The sequence below is a fragment of the Photobacterium salinisoli genome (assembly GCF_003614885.1).
Classification (GTDB): domain Bacteria; phylum Pseudomonadota; class Gammaproteobacteria; order Enterobacterales; family Vibrionaceae; genus Photobacterium; species Photobacterium salinisoli.
On the sequence record NZ_QZMS01000011.1, the window covers coordinates 982,540 to 1,001,902 of the forward strand.

The window sequence follows — 19,363 nt, forward strand, 5'->3', positions numbered from 1 at the left end:
TAATGATTATTATGAAGCGCCAATTTCAACCGGATAATTCAGTACTGCGTCAGGTTCATCGACTGTTTCATCAGGGGAAGCCAGTACGGCCTATAAGTTATTAATAAAGCTATTTTTACCACAATAAACTGGGCTTTACTGAAGCATCTGACGTGGGTGATAGAAACAGAAATAGGTCAAATGAATTGAACGAATAATGAATGGAGATTATGTTGGCGGGGTAATGCTTTGGTTGGCTACGCAAGTATTCTCCCTCAACACAGAGGGAGAAACGTGAAGGCTAAGGCAAAATCTCATACTTCTTGATTTTATGATTGAGCGTACTCAGAGGGACAGCAAGAGATTCAGCGGCTTTTCGGGTCTGCCAGTTAAAGCGCTCCAGGGTTTTGATAATGACATCCCGCTCGTACTGATTGACCGAATCTTTTAATGAGCCGGCGTCAATCTCGGGTAATTCAACCTCAAAAATCGTTTCTTCGGGGATATCTGCGGGAATAAAGGTATCCGCTTCGCCCAGCTCAAGCGCGTCTACAGTTTCAAAATCCGACAGCAAAACCGCCCGCTCTATGACATTTCTCAGCTCCCGCACATTACCCGGAAAGCTGTACTCCAGCAGTTGCTTGCGGGCTTTTTTGCTCAGCACAGGTTCGCTGTCCAGTTGCATTTTCTGGCTGGTATGGGCAATGAAATGCTCTGCCAGTGGCAGAATGTCATCCTGTCGTTCACGCAGTGGCGGCAGATTAATCGGGAAGACATTCAGCCGGTAAAACAGATCGGCGCGAAATTCTGCTTTCTGGATTTTATCCATCAGATTACAGTGCGTTGCCGCAACCACACGAACATCAATACTGCGTTCTTCACTGGTGCCAATGGCGCGGAATTTACGCTCCTGCAGCACGCGCAGCAGCTTGGCCTGGAGCAGCAGAGGCATATCACCAATTTCATCAAGAAACAGTGTGCCGCCATCGGCCGCTTCAAAGAGCCCGATTTTGTCTTTATCGGCCCCGGTAAAGGCGCCTTTTTTGTGGCCAAACAGCTCCGACTCGAGTAATTGCTCCGGAATAGCCGCACAGTTCTGCGCGATAAAGGGCTTATCTGAGCGATTGGAATTGTCGTGAATATAGCGGGCAATTACTTCCTTGCCAGCGCCGGTTTCACCTCGCAGCAGTACATCAACCGGTAAGGTCAGAATGCGTTGCAGCCGCTCAAGTACCTGACGCATTGGCTCGCTTTCTGCAATTGGCCCATCATAGTTGGGCTTTTTACGGGCTTTCAGTTGCTGATTTTCGCGGTTAAGCGCTGCATTGTCGGCTTCTAAATTGCGCAGGCTGGTGTGGTAAGTATCCAGCAGGGTAGCCTGACGAATACTGGTGCCAGCCAGTTTGGTAAAGACAGACAGCGACTGTTCATCGTCGATCAGACACAAGTCGAACAACACCAGTAATCCAACGGTAAGGTTCTGGTGATCTTTCAGCGGCCAGGCCAGCAGATTCGTACTGTGCAGACCCATGGCGGCTTCATTCTGATAAATCAGATCACAGTTATAGCCGGAATAGGTGTACAGATCGTTGATCAGGACGATCTCACCTGAAGTGATGGCATAACCAAAAGGGTCATTGTCTTTGAGCATATCCAGCTGCATGGGCAGCCAGATATGGTCAATAATGGTTTGCTCATTTTTGTGTACGCTGAGGGGAACTAATGCCTGCCCGGTTTGGTCCAGCACGTACATAATGCCGTGCTTCGCCTGAGTCAGTTGCCGTGCCGCGGCCAGAATGGCGTCCATGGTGGACGCCAGCTGTGTACGGTCTGACAATGTCTGACTGATTGCCAGTAACAGGTTATTGAGTTCTCCAGAATTAACTGAAGGCATACTCGATAGATCCTTGTTCATCAACAGAAACTGTCAGTGTGGTGTGAATACTTTCTTCACCCTGATGCCCCAGCAGTTCATTGGAGAGCTGAGGCAGAAGCTGACGGTTGATCACGGCATCGATATTACGCGCACCGGTTTCGCTCAGTCGGCAATGGCCCAGCACAAAGTCGACCAGATCCTGTTCAAAGGCCAGCGTCAGATCATGATTGGCTTTCAGGCGGGCGCCCAGTTTGCCCAGCTTGTGCTGAATAATGTCGGTCATCGCGTCATCGGCCAGTGGCAGATAAGGGATCACGTTCATGCGGGCCAGCAGTGCCGGCTTGAAATAGCGGTTCAGTGTCGGGCGGATGGCATCAGCAATTTGTGGCGCGGTGATGTCATCGCTTTGCTGAGTCAGCGCTTCGATTTCCTGCGTCGCCAGGTTACTGGTCATCAGAATCAGGGTATTTTTGAAATCAATCGCCCGGCCTTCGCCGTCGTTCAGTGTGCCCTTGTCGAAGACCTGATAAAACAGGTTCATGACTTCCGGATCGGCTTTTTCCACTTCATCCAGCAGCACCACAGAATACGGACGTTGACGGACAGCTTCAGTCAGCATACCGCCTTCACCGTAACCCACATAACCCGGCGGCGAACCGATCAGACGCGAAACGGTGTGCTTTTCCTGAAACTCCGACATGTTGATGGTGGTCATAAAGCGGTCGCCACCGAACAGCTGATCCGCAATGACGCGGGCCGTTTCTGTTTTACCCACACCACTCGGTCCGACCAGCAGGAAGACGCCCATAGGAGCATCCGGATTCATCAATCCGGCTTTGGCGGCGCGGATGCCTTCACTGAGCGAGCTGATCGCAAACGGCTGGCCCTTGATCACGCTTCCGAGTGACTCATCTAATTGCAGCACCGACGAAGACTCGTCTTTTAATACCTTACCGACAGGAACGCCAGTCCAGTCTGCGATGACCTGGCTGATTTCTTCGGGGCCAACTTCAAAGTGAACCAGTACTTGGTCTGTGCGGCAGGCATCGAGCGCTTCCTGACAGCGCAGAATGGCAGCGCGAATCGAGGCTTCATCCATATCTGCTGCGTTGCTATTTTCTGCATTGCTATCTGCTTCCTCTTCAGCAGAAGCGGTTTCTTCGGCTTCGCCAGTGGCGATGTGCAGCTTCTGGCGCAGGCTGATCATTTCATTGATAAGAGATTTTTCCTGATGCCACTGGGCTGTCAGTGCCGTCAGTTCTTCTTTTAAATCAGTGATCTGGTTTTCAATCTGCGGGATAAGGGAAGCGCTTTTCTTATCGCCGGTTTGTTGCAGTTCGTCGCGCTTCAGACCTTCCAGTTCCCGGTTCAGCGAGGCAATTTGCTGTTGCATGCTTTCAACCGGAGCGGGGGTTGCTCGCAGGCTGATATTGACGCGGGCACAAGCGGTATCGAGCACATCAATGGCTTTGTCCGGCAGCTGACGACCTGAGATATAGCGAGAAGACAGCTCGGCCGCACAGGCGATGGCATCATCACGCACATAAATATTGTGGGCTTTTTCATAAGCCGGACGCAGGCCGCGAATGATCAACGCAGCCTCTTTCGGTGAAGGCTCGTCTAGCTTCACCAATTGGAAGCGGCGGGCCAGCGCAGGATCTTTTTCAAAGTATTTTTTGTATTCTGACCAGGTGGTCGCCGCGATAGTTTTCACTTCACCCCGCGCCAGCGCAGGTTTGAGCAGGTTAGCCGCGTCACTGCCGCCGGCCTGATTACCGCCGCCAACCAGTGTATGGGCTTCATCTATGAAAAGAATAATGGGCGTCGGTGAGTTTTTAACTTCATCAAGAACACCATTCAGGCGCTTTTCGAACTCACCTTTTACGCTGGCACCGGCTTGCAACAGACCCATATCCAGGCCGAACAATTCAACACCTTTCAGGATATCCGGCACATCGCCTTCGACAATTTTTAGTGCCAGGCCTTCTACCACAGCGGTTTTGCCGACACCCGGTTCACCGACAGCAATGGGATTATTTTTACGGCGACGGGCGAGAATATCGATGATCTGGCGAATTTCACGGTCGCGACAAAACACAGGGTCGATTTTACCTTCACGGGCTTTTCCGGTGAAATCTATAGTGAATTTGCTTAACGCTGTGCCTTCCTGACGCGGATCACTGCTCTCAGTATTGGCAACCTGCGCTTCAATAGAATCTGCGGTGAACTGATCAAAGTTTCGTTTCAGGGTTTCGCTGTTGATCGGTTCAAACAAGCTTTGAATATCATGCTGGCCGTAACGCATCGGGTTCTTAACCAGTGTAAGCAGTAATGCCCCGGTTCGGATTTGTTGCTGCCCTAAGTCAATGGATGACATCAGCCAGGTTTCCTGCAGCCACTCAATCAGCAGGGCAGAAAAGACAGGTTTACCACTGGCGGATTTGTCACTGCGCTGCAGTGAAGCATTCAGAGACTGGCGAATTAAATTTTCGGAGCAGTCAAAACTTGCCAGAATTAAGTCGAAATCACTGTTTGGACGTTCAAGCAGACTAAGCAGGTAATGCTCAATCGATACTTCCGTTGAACGCTCAGAAACAGCGAGTGCGGCTGCATCTTCAAGTGCGACTTTCGCAATAGGATGCAGACGTTGAATCAGAGAAGCTAAATTTACGTTAATCATAGGCCCATCAAATTCGAATCAGGTAAAGCCCGGATTATAATCAGATTTTAAAAAGCCCGATGGCCGAAGCCAGTGCGATAAGTCGCTGTATTAGTGACTATTTTAATACTTGGTGGCAATTAGCATAGGTGCATTGTATTAAGGGGTTTCACTATGAGCTTTTTAATAGGAAAAAACACAGTAAAGGCAGGCAATTTAACGGATGTCGAAAAATGTGGCAGAGGTTTAAGAATTCACTAAATAAGCGAGAGCTGGCCAGATAAATTGGCGCTTATATAAAAAGAAGAAAGACAGTTAAAAGAAAAATAGGGATGTGAAAATAGTTGCTGCAAATTTCGGGTTTAAAAAACAAAAAATTAGAAAATTTTCCAAAAAGTTGGCAACAAAAATGAGTTTAAAGTTCACCAAAAATCGTAAGCCGTTGTTTTTAAGGTAATTTAAAAGTTGGCACGGTGGTTGCAATATATCAATCATCGCAAAGAACAGCGTTATGTTCTACTTATCGAAATTACTAAAATTTAAGGGAAAGTGATTATGCCAACTCCAGCTTATATGTCTATTCATGGTGAAACTCAGGGCCACATTACTAAAGATGCTTACACTGCAGATTCTGTAGGTAACACTTGGCAGGAAGCGCACGTTGACGAATTTCTGGTTCAGGAACTGGATCATGTTCTGACTGTTCCCCGTGACCCACAAAGCGGTCAGCCAACAGGTCAGCGTGTTCACCGTCCAATTATCGTGACTAAGCAGCAAGACCGTACTTCTCCATTGCTGTTCAACGCCCTGGTAAGTGGTGAGAAGCTGCCAGAAGCTTACATCAACTTCTACCGCACTTCGACGCAAGGCAAGCAAGAGCATTACTACACCATCAAACTGATCGATGCGCTGCTGGTTGATATGCAAACTCGTATGGCTCACTGCCAGGATGCATCAACTTCTGACCGTGTGGTTGAAGAAGTACTGAAACTGACTTACCGCGCCATTGAAGTGACCCACGAAGTTTGTGGTACCGCAGGTAACGACGACTGGCGTACGCCGCGCGAAGCGTAATAACGCCGATTCATGGGGCCGGTTCAGGCCCCTTTTGTCATAGTTGTATCAGGTAAAAGTAATGAGTAATCCGGTTCAATTTTCGTTCTCTATCGAAGAAACAGAACACGAATTCCGTGTTGAAGAATTTAAGATCACCGAGCGTCTGTTTCAACCTTTTGAAATTAACGTCACATTGCTTTCACGTGATGCAGATATTGCTTTTGAGGACGTTATCCGTAAGGCAGGGGTGCTGCAACTTTTTGGTCAGGGAAGCGGTGTGTCCCGTGTTTTCCACGGCACAGTCAGTGAAGTCCGTTTTCTGGGCACTGGTCGCCAGTTCAGCCGCTATGAATTAAAGCTGGTGCCCGATCTCTGGTTTCTGACCCAGCGGCAGGACTGCCGTATTTTTCAGGATCAAACGATCAATGAAATCATCGAAGCGGTGCTGGAAGAAGCCGGCGTCACAGCGGTGCGTATGCTTGCTGATGCAGGCGAGAAGCAGGAGTATATCCTGCAGTACCACGAGACGGATCTGGAATTTATCCATCGTCTGATGTCCCAGCATGGCCTGTGGTATTACTTCGATCATACCCACAGCGGCCATGAACTGGTGATTGTTGATAAGAATGAGCTTGTCAACGCGCTGCCCAGTACTGCCGAAAACGCCACCTTGATTCCCGGCGCGGAGCAAACGCCTATTCTGTATCATGCCGACTCGGGCGGGGTGCCGGATCGCGAGCATATTTTTGAAGCCGATTTTGCCACCCGTGTTCACACCGGGGCGGTTTCACAAAACGACTATAACTACTTAACGCCTAAAACCCGTCTGATGGCGGATGTTCCTGAATCGGATGAAGCCGAGGTTTATACCGATCTGGCCATATACCGTTATCCGGGACGTTACGGTCAGCAACCTCAGGGTAAGTTGCAGTCTGATTACCGCCTGTCGGCCCATAAGATTTCCGGCACTGAGCTGAAAGCGACAACCTGTGTCATGCGTTTGATCCCAGGTTACAGCTTCCAGATGGAACGTCATCCGCGCCAGTCTCTGAACCGTGATTTCATCCTGCTGGAAGTGAAGCACGAAGGCAGCGATCCGCAGGCTCACGCGGAAGAAGCCGGGGATGATCCAACGACTTATCACAATGAAGTGATCGCATTCCCTGCGGATATGACGTACCGGGCTCCAGCCTTACCGTCGCCTGTTGTGGAAGGCCCGCAAACCGCTGTAGTAGTAGGTCCGGCGAACGAAGAAATCTATACCGACAACCTGGGCCGCATCAAGATCCAGTTCCATTGGGATCGACTGGGTGCGTCGGATGAACACTCAAGCTGCTGGGTACGGGTCAGCCAGAGTCTGGCCGGGCCGAACTGGGGCGCTGTTTTCCTGCCGCGTATCGGGCACGAAGTGGTGGTCAGCTTCCTGGAAGGTGATCCGGATCAACCTTTGGTAACCGGGTCGGTTTATAACGGTCTGCATCTACCGCCTTATGATTTGCCGCTCAAGAAAACCCGCACCACCTTGCGTTCTAAAACGCATAAAGGAGAAGGGTACAACGAGATCAGTCTGGATGATGAAACCAATCATGAAGAGTTGTATCTGCGTGCGCAGAAAGACATGTCGGTGAAAGTGCTGAATGACCGTTTTGAAGATATTGGTAACGATGATCTGCTGACAGTCGCACGACATAAAACCAACGAGATTGGTCAGAATCAGCAAGAACTGATCAAAGGAACAAAAACCACTGAAGTCAACGGCACCTTTACAGAGACTGTGGATGGCGACGTCACAGTGACATACAACAGTAATGAAAGCGTGACTGTTGTGAAGAATGCCAAACTGGCTGTGAATGAAAACCGTACCACGACAATCGGCAAGAATGACGAACTGGATATCACGGGTAATCAGACTTTGTCAGTAACCGGAGCGCGACAAAGCCAGGTGACAAAAGACGATAACCTCACTGTTGAGGGGAATTCGACACTTACTGTGACGGGAAATATTACCTCTGATTCGAAGAGTACCACTCAGATCATCAGTAAAGACAAGATCGTACTCAAAGCCGGCCAGTCACAACTGGTGCTCAACAGTGACGGTTCTATCCAGATCACAGGTACGTCTATCTCTATAAACGGTTCAGATAAAGTGGTTGTTCAGGGCGGAAAAGTATCGGTGAACTAATGCAAAAGCAGCAGACACAAAGCCATTTAATGATTGAATCAGAAGCCGGGGAATCCCCGGCTCCTTTACATGCCCGTTTCGGCCATATTCTGGCGATTGAAGGGGACAGTGTTCGTGTCACTTTCGATGGCTGCGATATGCCATCCGGTCTGGCTGCCAGGCTTGGTCGCCAGTTTAACCGGGTTGAGCTTGAGCTGGCTGCACAGAATGCCCTGTCGTGTCGCATTGAATTCATTGGTAATGATCCGAATTTGCCTCTGGTCACGGACATTTTCTTTTCGTTGATTGAACAGCGTGATGAGTTGGTGCTGAAAGCGAAAAATATCCGCATTGAAGCTGAAGAGCAGTTGATTGTTGCCAGTCGCGATGCCAAGACGCAATACGACGGAAAAAACAGCCGGATAACGACGGAAGCCAAATATATCAACAGCCAGGCAGAAAAATCTCAGAAAATTCAGGGTGCAATAATAGCGATTAACTGATGGGCGCCAACATGATGATCAGCCAGATTAAGCCTGAAGTGTCAGGTTTTAGCATTCTTACGGAAGAGGATCTGCAGCAGTTGGCCGCGGCGATGAAGCAGGCGGTTGAGCGCGCTGAAGCCTCAGCACCGGGTATACAGCGTTTTGCACGAGAGAAAGCGGATAGTGCTGCCGAAGCAGTGCGCTTCTTGCTGGCTCAGCGTCATCGTGCACTGGACACCGGGTTGCCTGATAGTGACAGCCGTTATTACCACTTGCTGAACAAGAAACTGGCTCGGTTGATGGCGGTGTTTGTGGCGCTTTTTCGGGTTGAACCTGGTTATGTATACCCGTTGGCCGATACCCATCCTCAAGTGCTGCTGTGGGTGCTGAGCTCAGCAGAGATTGATCGGCTTGAGCCGACTGCGGGGAAATTGTCATTGCTGCTGGCCGACAAACTGCAGGCACAGATGTGGCTGGATACGGTATCTCTGGCGACATCAACACAGCTTATTGAGACCTTGCAGTCCGCGGCCATCAGCCAGATCCCACAGTCGGAACTGGCCATGCGGGCTTTGGTGCGCCGTCATGAACTGAATGCAGAGTTCGCCACAAAGTGTATCCGGGATGGCTCTGCGAAAGTGAGCCGTATGGCCCGGCATCAGCTGGCCTGTTCAGGACACGAAGCCGGCATTAACTGGGTGATTGAACATGGCGATCCAGCTCAATCCTTATTTACCCATTTACTGATCCGCAAAGACAAAGTGGCCTGGCTTCGTGGTGAAATCCTGCCCCAGAAAGACGCTTTTCAGCAGGTGGATGAATACGCCATTTTGAATCGCTTACCTGAATCGTTCACGCTGCCCGATTTCGCGAATGACAAACACGCTTATCTGAAAGCGGCGCTGTCCGGTGATCCTGACTCAGTGATGCCTATGATCGCTCAGCTCAGACAGTCGGAAGATGACAATCAGGCTGAATGTTACTTGCAGGCGTTGATGCTAATTCTGGGCGATCAGCTGCCGGTTAACACCCATGATCTGGGTGTGGTATATGACGCACAACAAGCTGCCGACATTCTTGAACCTTGGTGGAATGACAAACCATTGGCCTTGTCTCCCATGATGAGAATGGGCGGGTCGCTGAGTTATGCCACCAGTATCGATGTGCTGAAAAGCGCGTCTATGCCTGCCTTGTTTCGTACCTGGGTCTGGCGGGATTTATGCCTCAATGGCGGCATTTATGTGCCTTATGATCCAATGAGCTGGCCGGCAAAACAACGGCGGGCCATTCATACACTTTCTAAAAACAGTACTGCATCGGAGCGGTATAACCAGAGGATGCGTGATGCAGCTGTGGGACGTTGAATCTAATTTACCTTATGCCATGAAAGGGCAGTTTGTACGTGATCATAACGGACAGACGGTATGGGTAGTGTGTTTAAAAACCGGCTGGCAGCAGTATGAAGGCCAGTGGCATCCGGTACAGACGCAGCCAGAGATCTATTCAACCCCTGTGTTTGAGGGGGATCCTGGATTCTCAGCCATGGTGGCGGATCAGGACTTTGCCGTCAGTAAAGCCAATACAGACGTGCTGGTGAAAGGACACGCACGAAGTCTCGGTAAGAAACCCGTCACCCGTGTGCAGTGCCGTTTGCTGGTTGAAGAACATATCGATAAAACCCTGACGGTGGTGGGTGAACGTCAATGGATCACCCAAGCCGGTCAGGTGGATGTCACCGTCCCCGCACCATTTATCGAGCGTCCGGTATCTTATGCCCACGCTTTGGGGGGAGACGATCCCCGCAACCGGATTGGCTGTGGGGTTGCGAACAAAACGATGGATTTGCTGACCCAGCCTGTGCCTTCGGTGTTCTATGCAAAACAGGACTGGCAGCCAGATACCGCAAAGGTGCTGCCTGCCGGTTTCGGTCCGCTGGCCGTCTTTGATGCGGCGCGTGCCCGTCTGGCGGGTACGTTTGATGAAAAATGGTCAGAAGAACGTCGACCGCTCTATCCTGTTGATTTTTCAACGGCGTTTTACCAGTCAGCACCGAGTGATCAGCAGACAAAAGGGTTACTGGCAGGTGGCGAACGCATCATAGTGTCTGGTTTCAGTCATGAAGAGACGCTGTACTTTACGTTACCGCGACGCACCTTTGTCGCCGATGCGGCGTTTGGCAGTCAACAGCGTCAGCAAACCATGGCGCTGCATACGTTATCCGTCGATGCCGATGCCTTGCTGATCACGGCTACCTGGTCGGCGGCTTTTCCTTGCCAGGGACAGGAGGCTGACTTAGTCAATACTGTTATTTCTGAACAAAAGGCTGCTGTATGAGTTTATCCACTGCTCGTTACATTCTTTGCGCAGATGCCGTCACCGCGGCGGGTTTCAACCTGGATATTTCTGTTGCCGTGGCGCAGGCAGATTTAGACATGTACGAGACCCGGCCAATATCAGATGAAGACAGCAAAGCGACGGTAGCGCCAATCACCTATCTGGACGCTGAAGAAAACACTGCCGATAAATACTTTGCCATGCTGGCTCTGCTGGTGACCCAACTGGCGGTGAACCTGCCGGGCAGCCTGCCGCCAGTGCCGGTTTATGTGCGTATGCCGCAAACCATCACGCAGCAGCAACTGGATAACTGGTATCAAACCTGGCGTCCTGATAGCGGCTTAGAAAAGGTGCTTGGCCGGGTGGTGCTGAGTCACCACACAGAACATACGCATTTTTCTGATGTGTTAAAAAGCCTGAACGAAGAAGAAGTGGTGATGGCGATTTCTGTGGATTACCCAATATCGGCACTGGATACACTTTCACAGCGTAATTTACTGCAGACCTCCCGGCACCCTTGGGGAGTGATCGCCAGCGAGGGCGCAGCAGGGGCCGTACTGGCATCGCGCAGTATGGTAGAAGCATTGAAATTAACCCCGCAGGCAAGGCTGGACAGCTGGCACTGTGAGCAGGGTGCGGGCGAGCAGCTGATGTCCAGTGCCCTGCGAAAACAAAGTAAAGCCGTGGATGACTTTGGCTTGCTGTTCAGTGATATGACCAACCTGAGATCACAAAATGAAGAGTACGGTTTTGCTATTGGTGCCCGAGGTGAACGGCTGACCAACCCCGAACAGCTTGTGCTCAGTCACAGCCTGTGGGGGTATTTAGGCGAAGCCTCATTGTTTGCCACTCTGGCATTAGCGCTGCACCACTCCGATAGCCAGCGTGTGCGCAGTCTTTTCCTTTTCGGGGCAAATGACAGTCGGGCAATGATGACGTTAACCTTGTCGGAACAGGGCCCGACAGTCACTTAAAACGGTAACTCAATGAGCAGGAACAGAAAATAATTTTTGGCTCAATGCCTCAAAGTGACATTTTTCGGTGAGAGAGGCTATTAAATCAGTTGATTAGGGTTTTCAATCTGATAGGGTTTTCCGCTGTACGTCTTGATGACCGTACCCAGTGTGTTCAAGTACTGAACCGAGAATAAAAAAGAGCCATGCCGGGCTTATTCGTTGTTCTGTTATCGCACCGTCGCCGACAGTACGAATAAGCCCATACTCGCTGCGGAGAGCGTCATCATGATGTGTTGCCACAATGGGCTGATTCAGCAACCCGATACACCTTCTCACAAACAATTAATCAAGGTCCGATGTTTTCATACCCGGACACTATTCCTGGTTCACTCATGTTGGCCGCTGGTAAGCGTTTAGCTTCTCGCTGTTGTTTTCCTTCAAGCCTAACGTGGTTAAGTTTCGCCAAAGCGAAGAAAAACGAGAAAAAGTAAATGAAAAAAGTGAGATATGTAAAGGCGAATTATACGCCGCTGGAAGACATCACCCCGTTGCCCCGCAATGTGGTCAACCAACCCATCGAGCCCGTACCAGAGCACAAACTGGTGGTGGAACTGGCGGGACAGTGGCAGGGAAACCGGGCGTATTTTCAGCTTGCTAAAACCGAGATGCAGGATCAGAAAATAACACGGCCGATAGCTGATGTGAAAACAGGTCACAGAACGCTGGCAACCTTTAAAGCCCTCGAGAATGAAGCTAAAAAACTCTATATGGTCGTGCCGTTACAGGGGCTACCTCAGCCGTTGACTTTCTTACTGGCCGATAATTTGATGCCGGTAGAAAAAGAAGCGGACATGGACGAATGGGAAACGGTATTGATCCCTGTCCGTGCACTGGCCTATCTGGACAGCAGCAAAGACAAAGAAAAAGCCGCGGAATTAAAAGGCGGCTATTTGTATGTCTTCTGGAAAGGTAAACTCTGGCGCGAGCTGCAAGTTACAGAGTTTGGCTATTACAAAGATATTGATAGCGAATATTACCGTGTAAGAGATCAGCAGGAAAGGCAGAAAGAACAGCCTGTCATTGAATACCGCGAAGCGAATGGGTTCGATCTTCCGCAATTCTGGGTACCTTACAAAATTGCCGGTGAAGTTCAGGCCGGTGAGAATAGTGTCAAACTCATGTTTTCACCGAAACAAAAGACATACCAGCAAATAGAAGCACTGGAAAGTGATTCAGCAAAACTGGATGCTGCTGCAACACCACTGGATGAACTGTCTGTGTATTCAAATAGCCAGGCGTTTGAGCCACAGGAACACACTGCCGATATTCAGTCAGTCAAACTCCATCAGGTCACTGAAGACGATATGGCCTGGCTGACTCAGCAGTGCGCCGTATTTGATCAGTATGCATCTTCAAATACACCTGTGGCGTATGTGGACGGTAAAAATGACGGTTTCCTTGTCAAAGTTGAAGTGGGTCTGGCTTCTTCTGTTTTCGGTGAGATTCCGCCGATTTACGCGGTTTTGAAAGATGAAAACAGCGACTGGAAGCAATCGGTGTTAATGGAGGCGAGCGGTGCCCCAGAAGTATCCCGTTGGCGTCAGGCTTTGTTCACGGGCTTACCAAAAGACGGGAGTTTCACGTTATTTATTGCGAATCCAAAAGATCCGCATGGTGCCGAATTCATTTTTACGCAAATGCCGTTTGAAGAACTGGCAAACGATCAAGACGAATGTGAAGAAATTGAACATGCTGAGATGGTAGAAGAGTCCTTCGAAGAAGCAAAGAAAATCGAAGAGCTCAGAAACCTTTGGCTGAACGCAACAAATTTTTAGGATTAAACCATGAAGAAAAAATTACTGGCTTATAGTGTTGGGGCGCTTTGTGTTGGTGTAATCGCCTTCCCAGCTTGGAAAATGATTAAAGAGAAAATAGCTGATCATAAGGCTTATCAGGAGCAGTTGGATTTAATTGTTAGAGGTATTGAGATCGAACGTTGGAAAACAAGGGCCGACATCATTGGATGGAAAATAAACGTAAGTATACCGGATGATATCGAATATGAGGTATGGGATGAAGAGTATGAGATTCCAAGAGTGTTATTCAAGGCCAGAAAGTATGGAGCTCCAGATTTTGATCTTTACTCAATGGGAATAGACGGGAAAGACGTAAAACTCGTTGCAACACGTTCGGATTTTGGTGCGAGCATTCTACCTCTGGGCTACTTTACAGGCCCTAATCGCTCTCCCGATGGAAGGTATATTATTTCAACATCAAATGAAAACGGTTATGGATGCACCCTCTATGATATTGAAAAAAGAAAAGGGCATAATTTTGCATCACGCAGATGTTTTGTTGAATCATGGACTGATGATGGGAAAGTTGCACTTATAAACAACGGAGGTGAAATAGGGTTCTTAACACTTGCATCAGAAGAGTTTAAATATCTTAAAGATATCTATGGTGATGATTTTGACGATGAAAGAAATATGTTATTTTTATTGGAGAATGAGAACAAATCTATTTCAACAATTAAGGATAAAAATGATTTTTTGAATTCATTACCTAGAGAGAAAGATCAATTGATTAATGATATGCCGATTTTAAATAAAACTGAGCGAGTCAATTACCTTTCTGATGAATGTAAACATGGTGGAACATTTGGATTGAATTCTAATCTTTTTACTTGTAGGTATGATAGTAATAAACTTGAGTATAATGTCTATGAATCAAACGTTCCTAAGAAGATAGTAGGAAAAAGCTTAGGTTTTCGAGTGATTAAACTAGGTGAGTGGGGGATGCAAAATGGTGAATTATATAGAATAATCAAAAAACCTAAAGACACACCATTGACTAAAATAAACTATTACTATGATTTTGGTGATGAGTATCAATTTACAGTTTATGATGATTTATATCTTCCATTAAGCGCACAGGAATCATTTGGAGATCTAAATATTTCAGAGTATTTTCCTGAATTGCCTTCAAGAGAAAAGTACGAAGATTCTTGGATTAAACAACTATACTAATAAAGGTTATGTCAATGGCTATAGAAAAAAAGATACAGTCTGGTTTTTATTTAATGGGGCGCCTATATAATAGAAAGGGAGAAATATGTAAAAACGCAAAGTTCAAGCCGTTACCTTTTGAAACGTTAATATTACCAGATTCTGAAACTTTAATAGAAGAAAAAATTAATGGAGAAGGTGACAGCGTACAAACAGTGAACGCAAAGTTTCCTATTGCCTCGACAGATGAAGTTGGGAAATTATCATACTTAAATTCAAATTTTGATAGTAATGAATTGTCAATTGTCTCAATACCCAAGACTGATATAAATTATAGTAAAGATTACACAGTTAAGTTTAAGTTATTTCCGAGTCAATTGGTACCTTTATATAAACTTAATAAAGGGGATAGCTGGCTGAAAGACTTGACAGAAGTTTTAATTAAGTTAAACGAATCTCATTCATTTAGCACAAAGACAAAATTTCTCGATGTTGGCACATCAAAAGATCAGTTGCTTGATAAATATGAAGATGTAGGCAATGAGGTTTACAAGTCCTATAATTCTTGGTATGACTCACTAGAGAATGAAAAATTAAGAATTATTGAAGTGCCGCAATTTTACACTATTGTGATTACTTTTTCTGATGAAAATTTTATTGGAGCCAGAGTGAAATTGAAAGACATTCCTGTAACGATTACAGTTTCAGGTGATGTTGACTCAGATAGTCTAGAACCTGTTTCTGAAATTAAATCAATCGAACATAAAACTCTTGATGGTGGAGTACTAAGTAGTATTACAGCAACATTTTGGATAGAAAGTGAAGTGAACATTGAATCAATATCAAGTGCTTATGCAAGATTTGATATCAGTTTCGAAAAATTCAAAATGAGTGAATTAGAGAGATTAGATGTTAGTCTAAGAAAGGGATATTCTTTAAAAGAAAAAGTTTTCGATTTGCCAATAAAAACTGCACTTGGGAGAAGTGCGCTGATAAATGGTGATCCAATCAGTGTTGAAGAAGCGCTGATAAATCATTCCCCTGAATACTTCACTGAGCTCATCAAAAGGTTAAGTTTTAGTGACGATAAATTGGAGAATAATAAAAATGAAATCAGTAAAAACTATCAAGAGTTTTTAAAGAATGTATTTAATACATCGAAAGGGATTTTTCAAAGTGCTGTAGGAAGCTTTACATCTCAATCTGCTTGGAATGCCAAGTCTAAAGTTGCTTTTTCAACAGTTAGTTTGATTGGTAAAATTAAAGACGGTAAAGATGATGAATTTTTTAACAATGCAATTGCAATTGCGGGAATTGGTGATTCAATAAACACATTTATTGACGCAGCATCTGGTGATGCACTGAAAACTGCCACAGATCCAAGAATAAGAAAGTTTTCTGAAGCGTTTGCAAATGAGCCAGCCACAATAAAGTGGTTAAAAGATCGATTCGGTGATCGGCTTGATGACATAAATGTCATCCCTGTCCCGGAGAAGCTTCAAAAATTTTTAAAGGTTGCAAATGCTAGAGTGACCTCATATTCTGATCTGTTAGCTAAACCGCTGAAAGTAGGTGGTGATGTTATGACAGTTGGCCAGGCGGTTTATAATTTATATGATACGTATGAGAAATTTGAAAAGTCTGACATTAAAGATCAGGAGTTTAATTTAAAATCAGGTTTTTATATTAATAAGATACAATCTCCGACAGCGAACCAAGCAAAGCCAATTGCTTTACTTGATACAGCGCAAGTAAAAGAAAATCAAAAAATATTGGAAGATATTCACGCACAATTACGCCAAATTGGTGGAGATGAAAATTTTATTTCAGTGAATGAGGTATTGGGCGATTTGTCACTGAAATTGGCAAGTACTTGGTTTGAGTTTGATAGAGCCAGTTTGAATACAATCGATCCAAAGGTTAGTACCGGATTAAAAAAACTTGCGAGTTTGATAGAAAATTTACCCGATCCAATACCGATTGAAATCGCTGGCTTTACCTGTGATAGAGGAAGTGAATCTTATAACTTAAATTTATCGATATTGAGGGCTCGCGCGGTAAAAGATGCGATTATTGATTCAATCTCTGATGATAAAAAAAGAATATGGGAAATATTTATTTGGGAAAAAGGGTATGGTGAATCAAAAAACCTATTTCCTAATGACTCAGAAGAAAATCGTAAGAGAAATAGAAGAGTTGAGATAAAACTAAACTTTAATGCAATCTATGATTATCCTGTCAGCAGAGTTGGATTATCTGTACTGGAAAAATCCCGAAAGGAAATGATTAAGTCAGAGTTAGATCTAAATGACGCTTTAAGGGAAACGACGAGTAGTACTGTAGATGCGACGATGCTTGCATTCTCAGCAGCATTTCCGGTTGCGATGGCGACCGCTGGTGTTTTAATCGCAGCCGGACAAGTTGTTTCTACTGTCGCTGATTTTGCATATGAAAAGCTATTCAAGGATGAGAATACCTTTAAAAATGCGATTAAAAATCTTGGTGAAGTTGATGCAACACTTTCACAAAAAATGATTGCTACTAATGTATTTGGTGAAGTCAATATTCCATTCTTGAAAAGTTATCTGAAGAGAGCCTTCGCGCTGAATGGGCTCGTCAGGTTACTCAAGAGATACCAACTGGAAATCCACTTGAATCCAGAACATAAGGAATCGATAGAGAAAAAATTCAATATCAAAGGTTATATTGATAAATTTCTTCTTGCCGATCAATGGGATATAGATAATATATTCGATGAGAGTTTAAATCTGGATGAATACTGGCTGGATGTTGTGAACTATGATGGCGAAATGGTATTTGATACATTTGATGCATTGATTGCAAAAGCAGGATACTACGTCACTTCTCTTGAGAATTTTATTTTTGGTGATGAGAAAAATATTGAGGAAGTGAAACAACTGTCGAGCAGTTATCATAAATATTTCCCAGTTCATTGTATTGGCAGTGAATCAGTTGATAGTCTTGTTGATATGTTTACTGTTAAATTACCAACAGATCTGACGAATGATATATTTAAAGAAGTTGTGATCTCTGCGAGAAAGCCAGGGGATAAAAAGTGGAAGAATTTCAACGACTTTTATCAATTGGAAAGATCATTTAAACTATCTCCTTATGATAACATTCGGATTTTGGTAATTGTTGATCAAAAGAATGAGAAGCTAAGTAAAGCATTAGATGAAGAGCAAATTATTCACTTACCTATAACTGCGAAAGCATCAGCTATTAGTTGGTGGGATAGTGGAGACATTTTTGATACAGTCGCATCAGAGAATACGCAGTATGTCAGAGAGATTTTCGAGAATGAGCTGACAGAACATGAGAAAAAATTAATAGAATTTAAAGACGGTAAGAAAATATTCGGTACATTTATTTATCCAAGTTTTTATTTCGGTGCTTATAAAGTCCAGGGTACACGACCAATAGCCTGGTACAATCATCCGACATTAAAATCTCTCTTTGGGCAAAGTGGAAGTAATTCCTCTGGCGTCGATTTTACTATGAACTACACGTATAGTTTATCGATTCCAGGAAATGATGATGTTGATAAGTTGGTACAGTATCGAGATTTAGATGGTGGTTTTTGGTATGATGAAGAAGACGCATCAGAATTTACATTAAGTCTGAATCCTGAAAGAGAATATAAAATTAACAATAAAACAGTAGTTGGAGATCACTTATTTTATGAAGAGGGGTTTTTAGAGGATAAAAATCCATCTAACGGTAATAAAATTAAATACCCCAAGGTTTTTGATTCACCAAAATTATTCTTCTGGATTAGTCAAAAGGGTGCGAAAAATGCATCAACAGTAAATAGTTATGGAAATGCTTCTTTTTCTTTTCAGCCATTTATCAGTGATGATTTTCTGCGCTATGATGTAGAAAATTTTAATTGGGATTCAGATGTTAAAATACGTACTTTGGTAACAACTCCGAGTGTAGGAACTAAGATTTTTGACGATTATCGTTACTCGGAAAAAAATAAAGTTCCAGTGAGCGCTCAAATAAGCATGACGGGTTCTAGATACGGTGTAAGTAATACTAAAGCTCTCAAGCTAGCTGAATTTAAGGTATTGTTCCGAATTGGAAAAATTGTGAAAAATGAGGGTAAGTATAAATTTATCCCTAATCACTATCAAATTAAGGAAGATATTAAGTTGACAGGCGGCATTATATCTGACTTCGAGAGTCTTGATCAGTCTCAACTACGTCAATGGGTGACAGGCACTTATGAACCTTACAACTTTGGTGCCTTTGATTTAGATAATGATATCGATATTTATGGAATTGATGTTGATCTGAAATATATCAATGTTCTGGGTCAGTCAGTAAATGGACTTAAACCAGTCGTTGGGTATGAAACTGCATTAAGTAATAAAGTTGAGATTTCTATCAATTTGGCAGGTGCAGAAAATTCAGGCTTAGAGAGTTTGAACTCTCCTAAGATGTGGTTGAGAGAAAGTGATTCGTGGAGTCAGGGTATTCCTAAAAGATGGATAAAACCTGGAGATAAAAAATTAGTTGATTTGTCAAAAGAACAATTAATGACGAATAAAAAAATTAACATCTCGCATGAAGCCAAGAAGAATAAGGAAACGAAACTTTTGAATAACAATAAGCTAGAGCCGCATGATTTTAATCAGCATATGATTTGGATAGAATCAGACGAAAGTGATCTTTCAGTCATTAACTCCTCGCGAGAAAAAATGCTAGAGCAATGGTCTGGTGAGTAATCTATAGAGATCTAATTTGCTGTATAGTTTAGCACTGCTTAAGCTATACAGCTTTTTTAATCGTTCTAAAATTTTAGTAAAGACCAGGAAAATAAAAT

11 protein-coding genes are annotated in these 19,363 nt (G+C 45.1%); 9 read left to right on the top strand and 2 right to left on the bottom strand.

Features of this window, described 5'->3' with window-relative positions:
• Nucleotides 1-280: 280 nt before the first annotated feature.
• Nucleotides 281-1,873: a sigma 54-interacting transcriptional regulator gene (locus tag D6M16_RS15825; protein WP_120512787.1), complete on the bottom strand. Its 1,593-nt coding sequence runs from the start codon at nt 1,871-1,873 to the stop codon at nt 281-283.
• Nucleotides 1,860-4,535, bottom strand: a complete 2,676-nt coding sequence (tssH, locus tag D6M16_RS15830; protein ID WP_120512788.1) for a type VI secretion system ATPase TssH — start codon at nt 4,533-4,535, stop codon at nt 1,860-1,862. Before tssH ends, D6M16_RS15825 begins: the two co-directional genes overlap by 14 nt.
• Before the next feature lie 534 nt (nt 4,536-5,069).
• On the opposite strand from tssH, the gene D6M16_RS15835 reads away from it, so the two are divergent.
• The 9 genes from D6M16_RS15835 (at nt 5,070) to D6M16_RS15875 (ending at nt 19,265) form a co-directional block, all read left to right on the top strand.
• The gene (locus tag D6M16_RS15835) at nt 5,070-5,588 is read left to right on the top strand and encodes an Hcp family type VI secretion system effector (protein ID WP_046222587.1); all 519 of its coding nucleotides are present in this window, start codon (nt 5,070-5,072) and stop codon (nt 5,586-5,588) included.
• Between the two features lie 61 nt (nt 5,589-5,649).
• Complete coding sequence (locus D6M16_RS15840; RefSeq protein ID WP_120512789.1) at nt 5,650-7,752, top strand: type VI secretion system Vgr family protein; 2,103 nt, start codon at nt 5,650-5,652, stop codon at nt 7,750-7,752.
• A complete protein-coding gene (locus D6M16_RS15845) occupies nt 7,752-8,234 on the top strand; it encodes a hypothetical protein (protein ID WP_120512790.1) in 483 nt (160 codons plus the stop codon). Before D6M16_RS15840 ends, D6M16_RS15845 begins: the two co-directional genes overlap by 1 nt.
• An 11-nt stretch (nt 8,235-8,245) precedes the next feature.
• Nucleotides 8,246-9,580: a hypothetical protein gene (locus D6M16_RS15850; protein ID WP_162941066.1), complete on the top strand. Its 1,335-nt coding sequence runs from the start codon at nt 8,246-8,248 to the stop codon at nt 9,578-9,580.
• Complete coding sequence (locus D6M16_RS15855; protein WP_120512792.1) at nt 9,561-10,550, top strand: DUF2169 family type VI secretion system accessory protein; 990 nt, start codon at nt 9,561-9,563, stop codon at nt 10,548-10,550. The genes D6M16_RS15850 and D6M16_RS15855 overlap by 20 nt, the downstream gene beginning before the upstream one ends.
• The gene (locus tag D6M16_RS15860; RefSeq protein ID WP_120512793.1) at nt 10,547-11,524 is read left to right on the top strand and encodes a hypothetical protein; all 978 of its coding nucleotides are present in this window, start codon (nt 10,547-10,549) and stop codon (nt 11,522-11,524) included. Before D6M16_RS15855 ends, D6M16_RS15860 begins: the two co-directional genes overlap by 4 nt.
• A 473-nt stretch (nt 11,525-11,997) precedes the next feature.
• Entirely contained in the window at nt 11,998-13,341 is a 1,344-nt protein-coding gene (locus tag D6M16_RS15865) for a hypothetical protein (RefSeq protein WP_120512794.1), read from the top strand.
• 9 nt (nt 13,342-13,350) lie between these two features.
• Nucleotides 13,351-14,535 carry a TolB-like translocation protein gene (locus D6M16_RS15870; protein WP_120512795.1) on the top strand — a complete coding sequence of 395 codons (1,185 nt, stop codon included), beginning with the start codon at nt 13,351-13,353 and terminating at the stop codon, nt 14,533-14,535.
• A 14-nt stretch (nt 14,536-14,549) separates the two neighbouring features.
• Nucleotides 14,550-19,265: an OmpA family protein gene (locus tag D6M16_RS15875; RefSeq protein WP_162941067.1), complete on the top strand. Its 4,716-nt coding sequence runs from the start codon at nt 14,550-14,552 to the stop codon at nt 19,263-19,265.
• Nucleotides 19,266-19,363: the final 98 nt, after the last annotated feature.

Excerpts from the sequence above, each read along its gene's own strand:
- D6M16_RS15825 (WP_120512787.1), bottom strand. The coding sequence starts at position 1,873 with ATGCCTTCAGTTAATTCTGGAGAACTCAATAACCTGTTACTGGCAATC.
- tssH (WP_120512788.1), bottom strand. The coding sequence starts at position 4,535 with ATGATTAACGTAAATTTAGCTTCTCTGATTCAACGTCTGCATCCTATT.
- D6M16_RS15835 (WP_046222587.1), top strand. The coding sequence starts at position 5,070 with ATGCCAACTCCAGCTTATATGTCTATTCATGGTGAAACTCAGGGCCAC.
- D6M16_RS15840 (WP_120512789.1), top strand. The coding sequence starts at position 5,650 with ATGAGTAATCCGGTTCAATTTTCGTTCTCTATCGAAGAAACAGAACAC.
- D6M16_RS15845 (WP_120512790.1), top strand. The coding sequence starts at position 7,752 with ATGCAAAAGCAGCAGACACAAAGCCATTTAATGATTGAATCAGAAGCC.
- D6M16_RS15850 (WP_162941066.1), top strand. The coding sequence starts at position 8,246 with ATGATGATCAGCCAGATTAAGCCTGAAGTGTCAGGTTTTAGCATTCTT.
- D6M16_RS15855 (WP_120512792.1), top strand. The coding sequence starts at position 9,561 with ATGCAGCTGTGGGACGTTGAATCTAATTTACCTTATGCCATGAAAGGG.
- D6M16_RS15860 (WP_120512793.1), top strand. The coding sequence starts at position 10,547 with ATGAGTTTATCCACTGCTCGTTACATTCTTTGCGCAGATGCCGTCACC.
- D6M16_RS15865 (WP_120512794.1), top strand. The coding sequence starts at position 11,998 with ATGAAAAAAGTGAGATATGTAAAGGCGAATTATACGCCGCTGGAAGAC.
- D6M16_RS15870 (WP_120512795.1), top strand. The coding sequence starts at position 13,351 with ATGAAGAAAAAATTACTGGCTTATAGTGTTGGGGCGCTTTGTGTTGGT.
- D6M16_RS15875 (WP_162941067.1), top strand. The coding sequence starts at position 14,550 with ATGGCTATAGAAAAAAAGATACAGTCTGGTTTTTATTTAATGGGGCGC.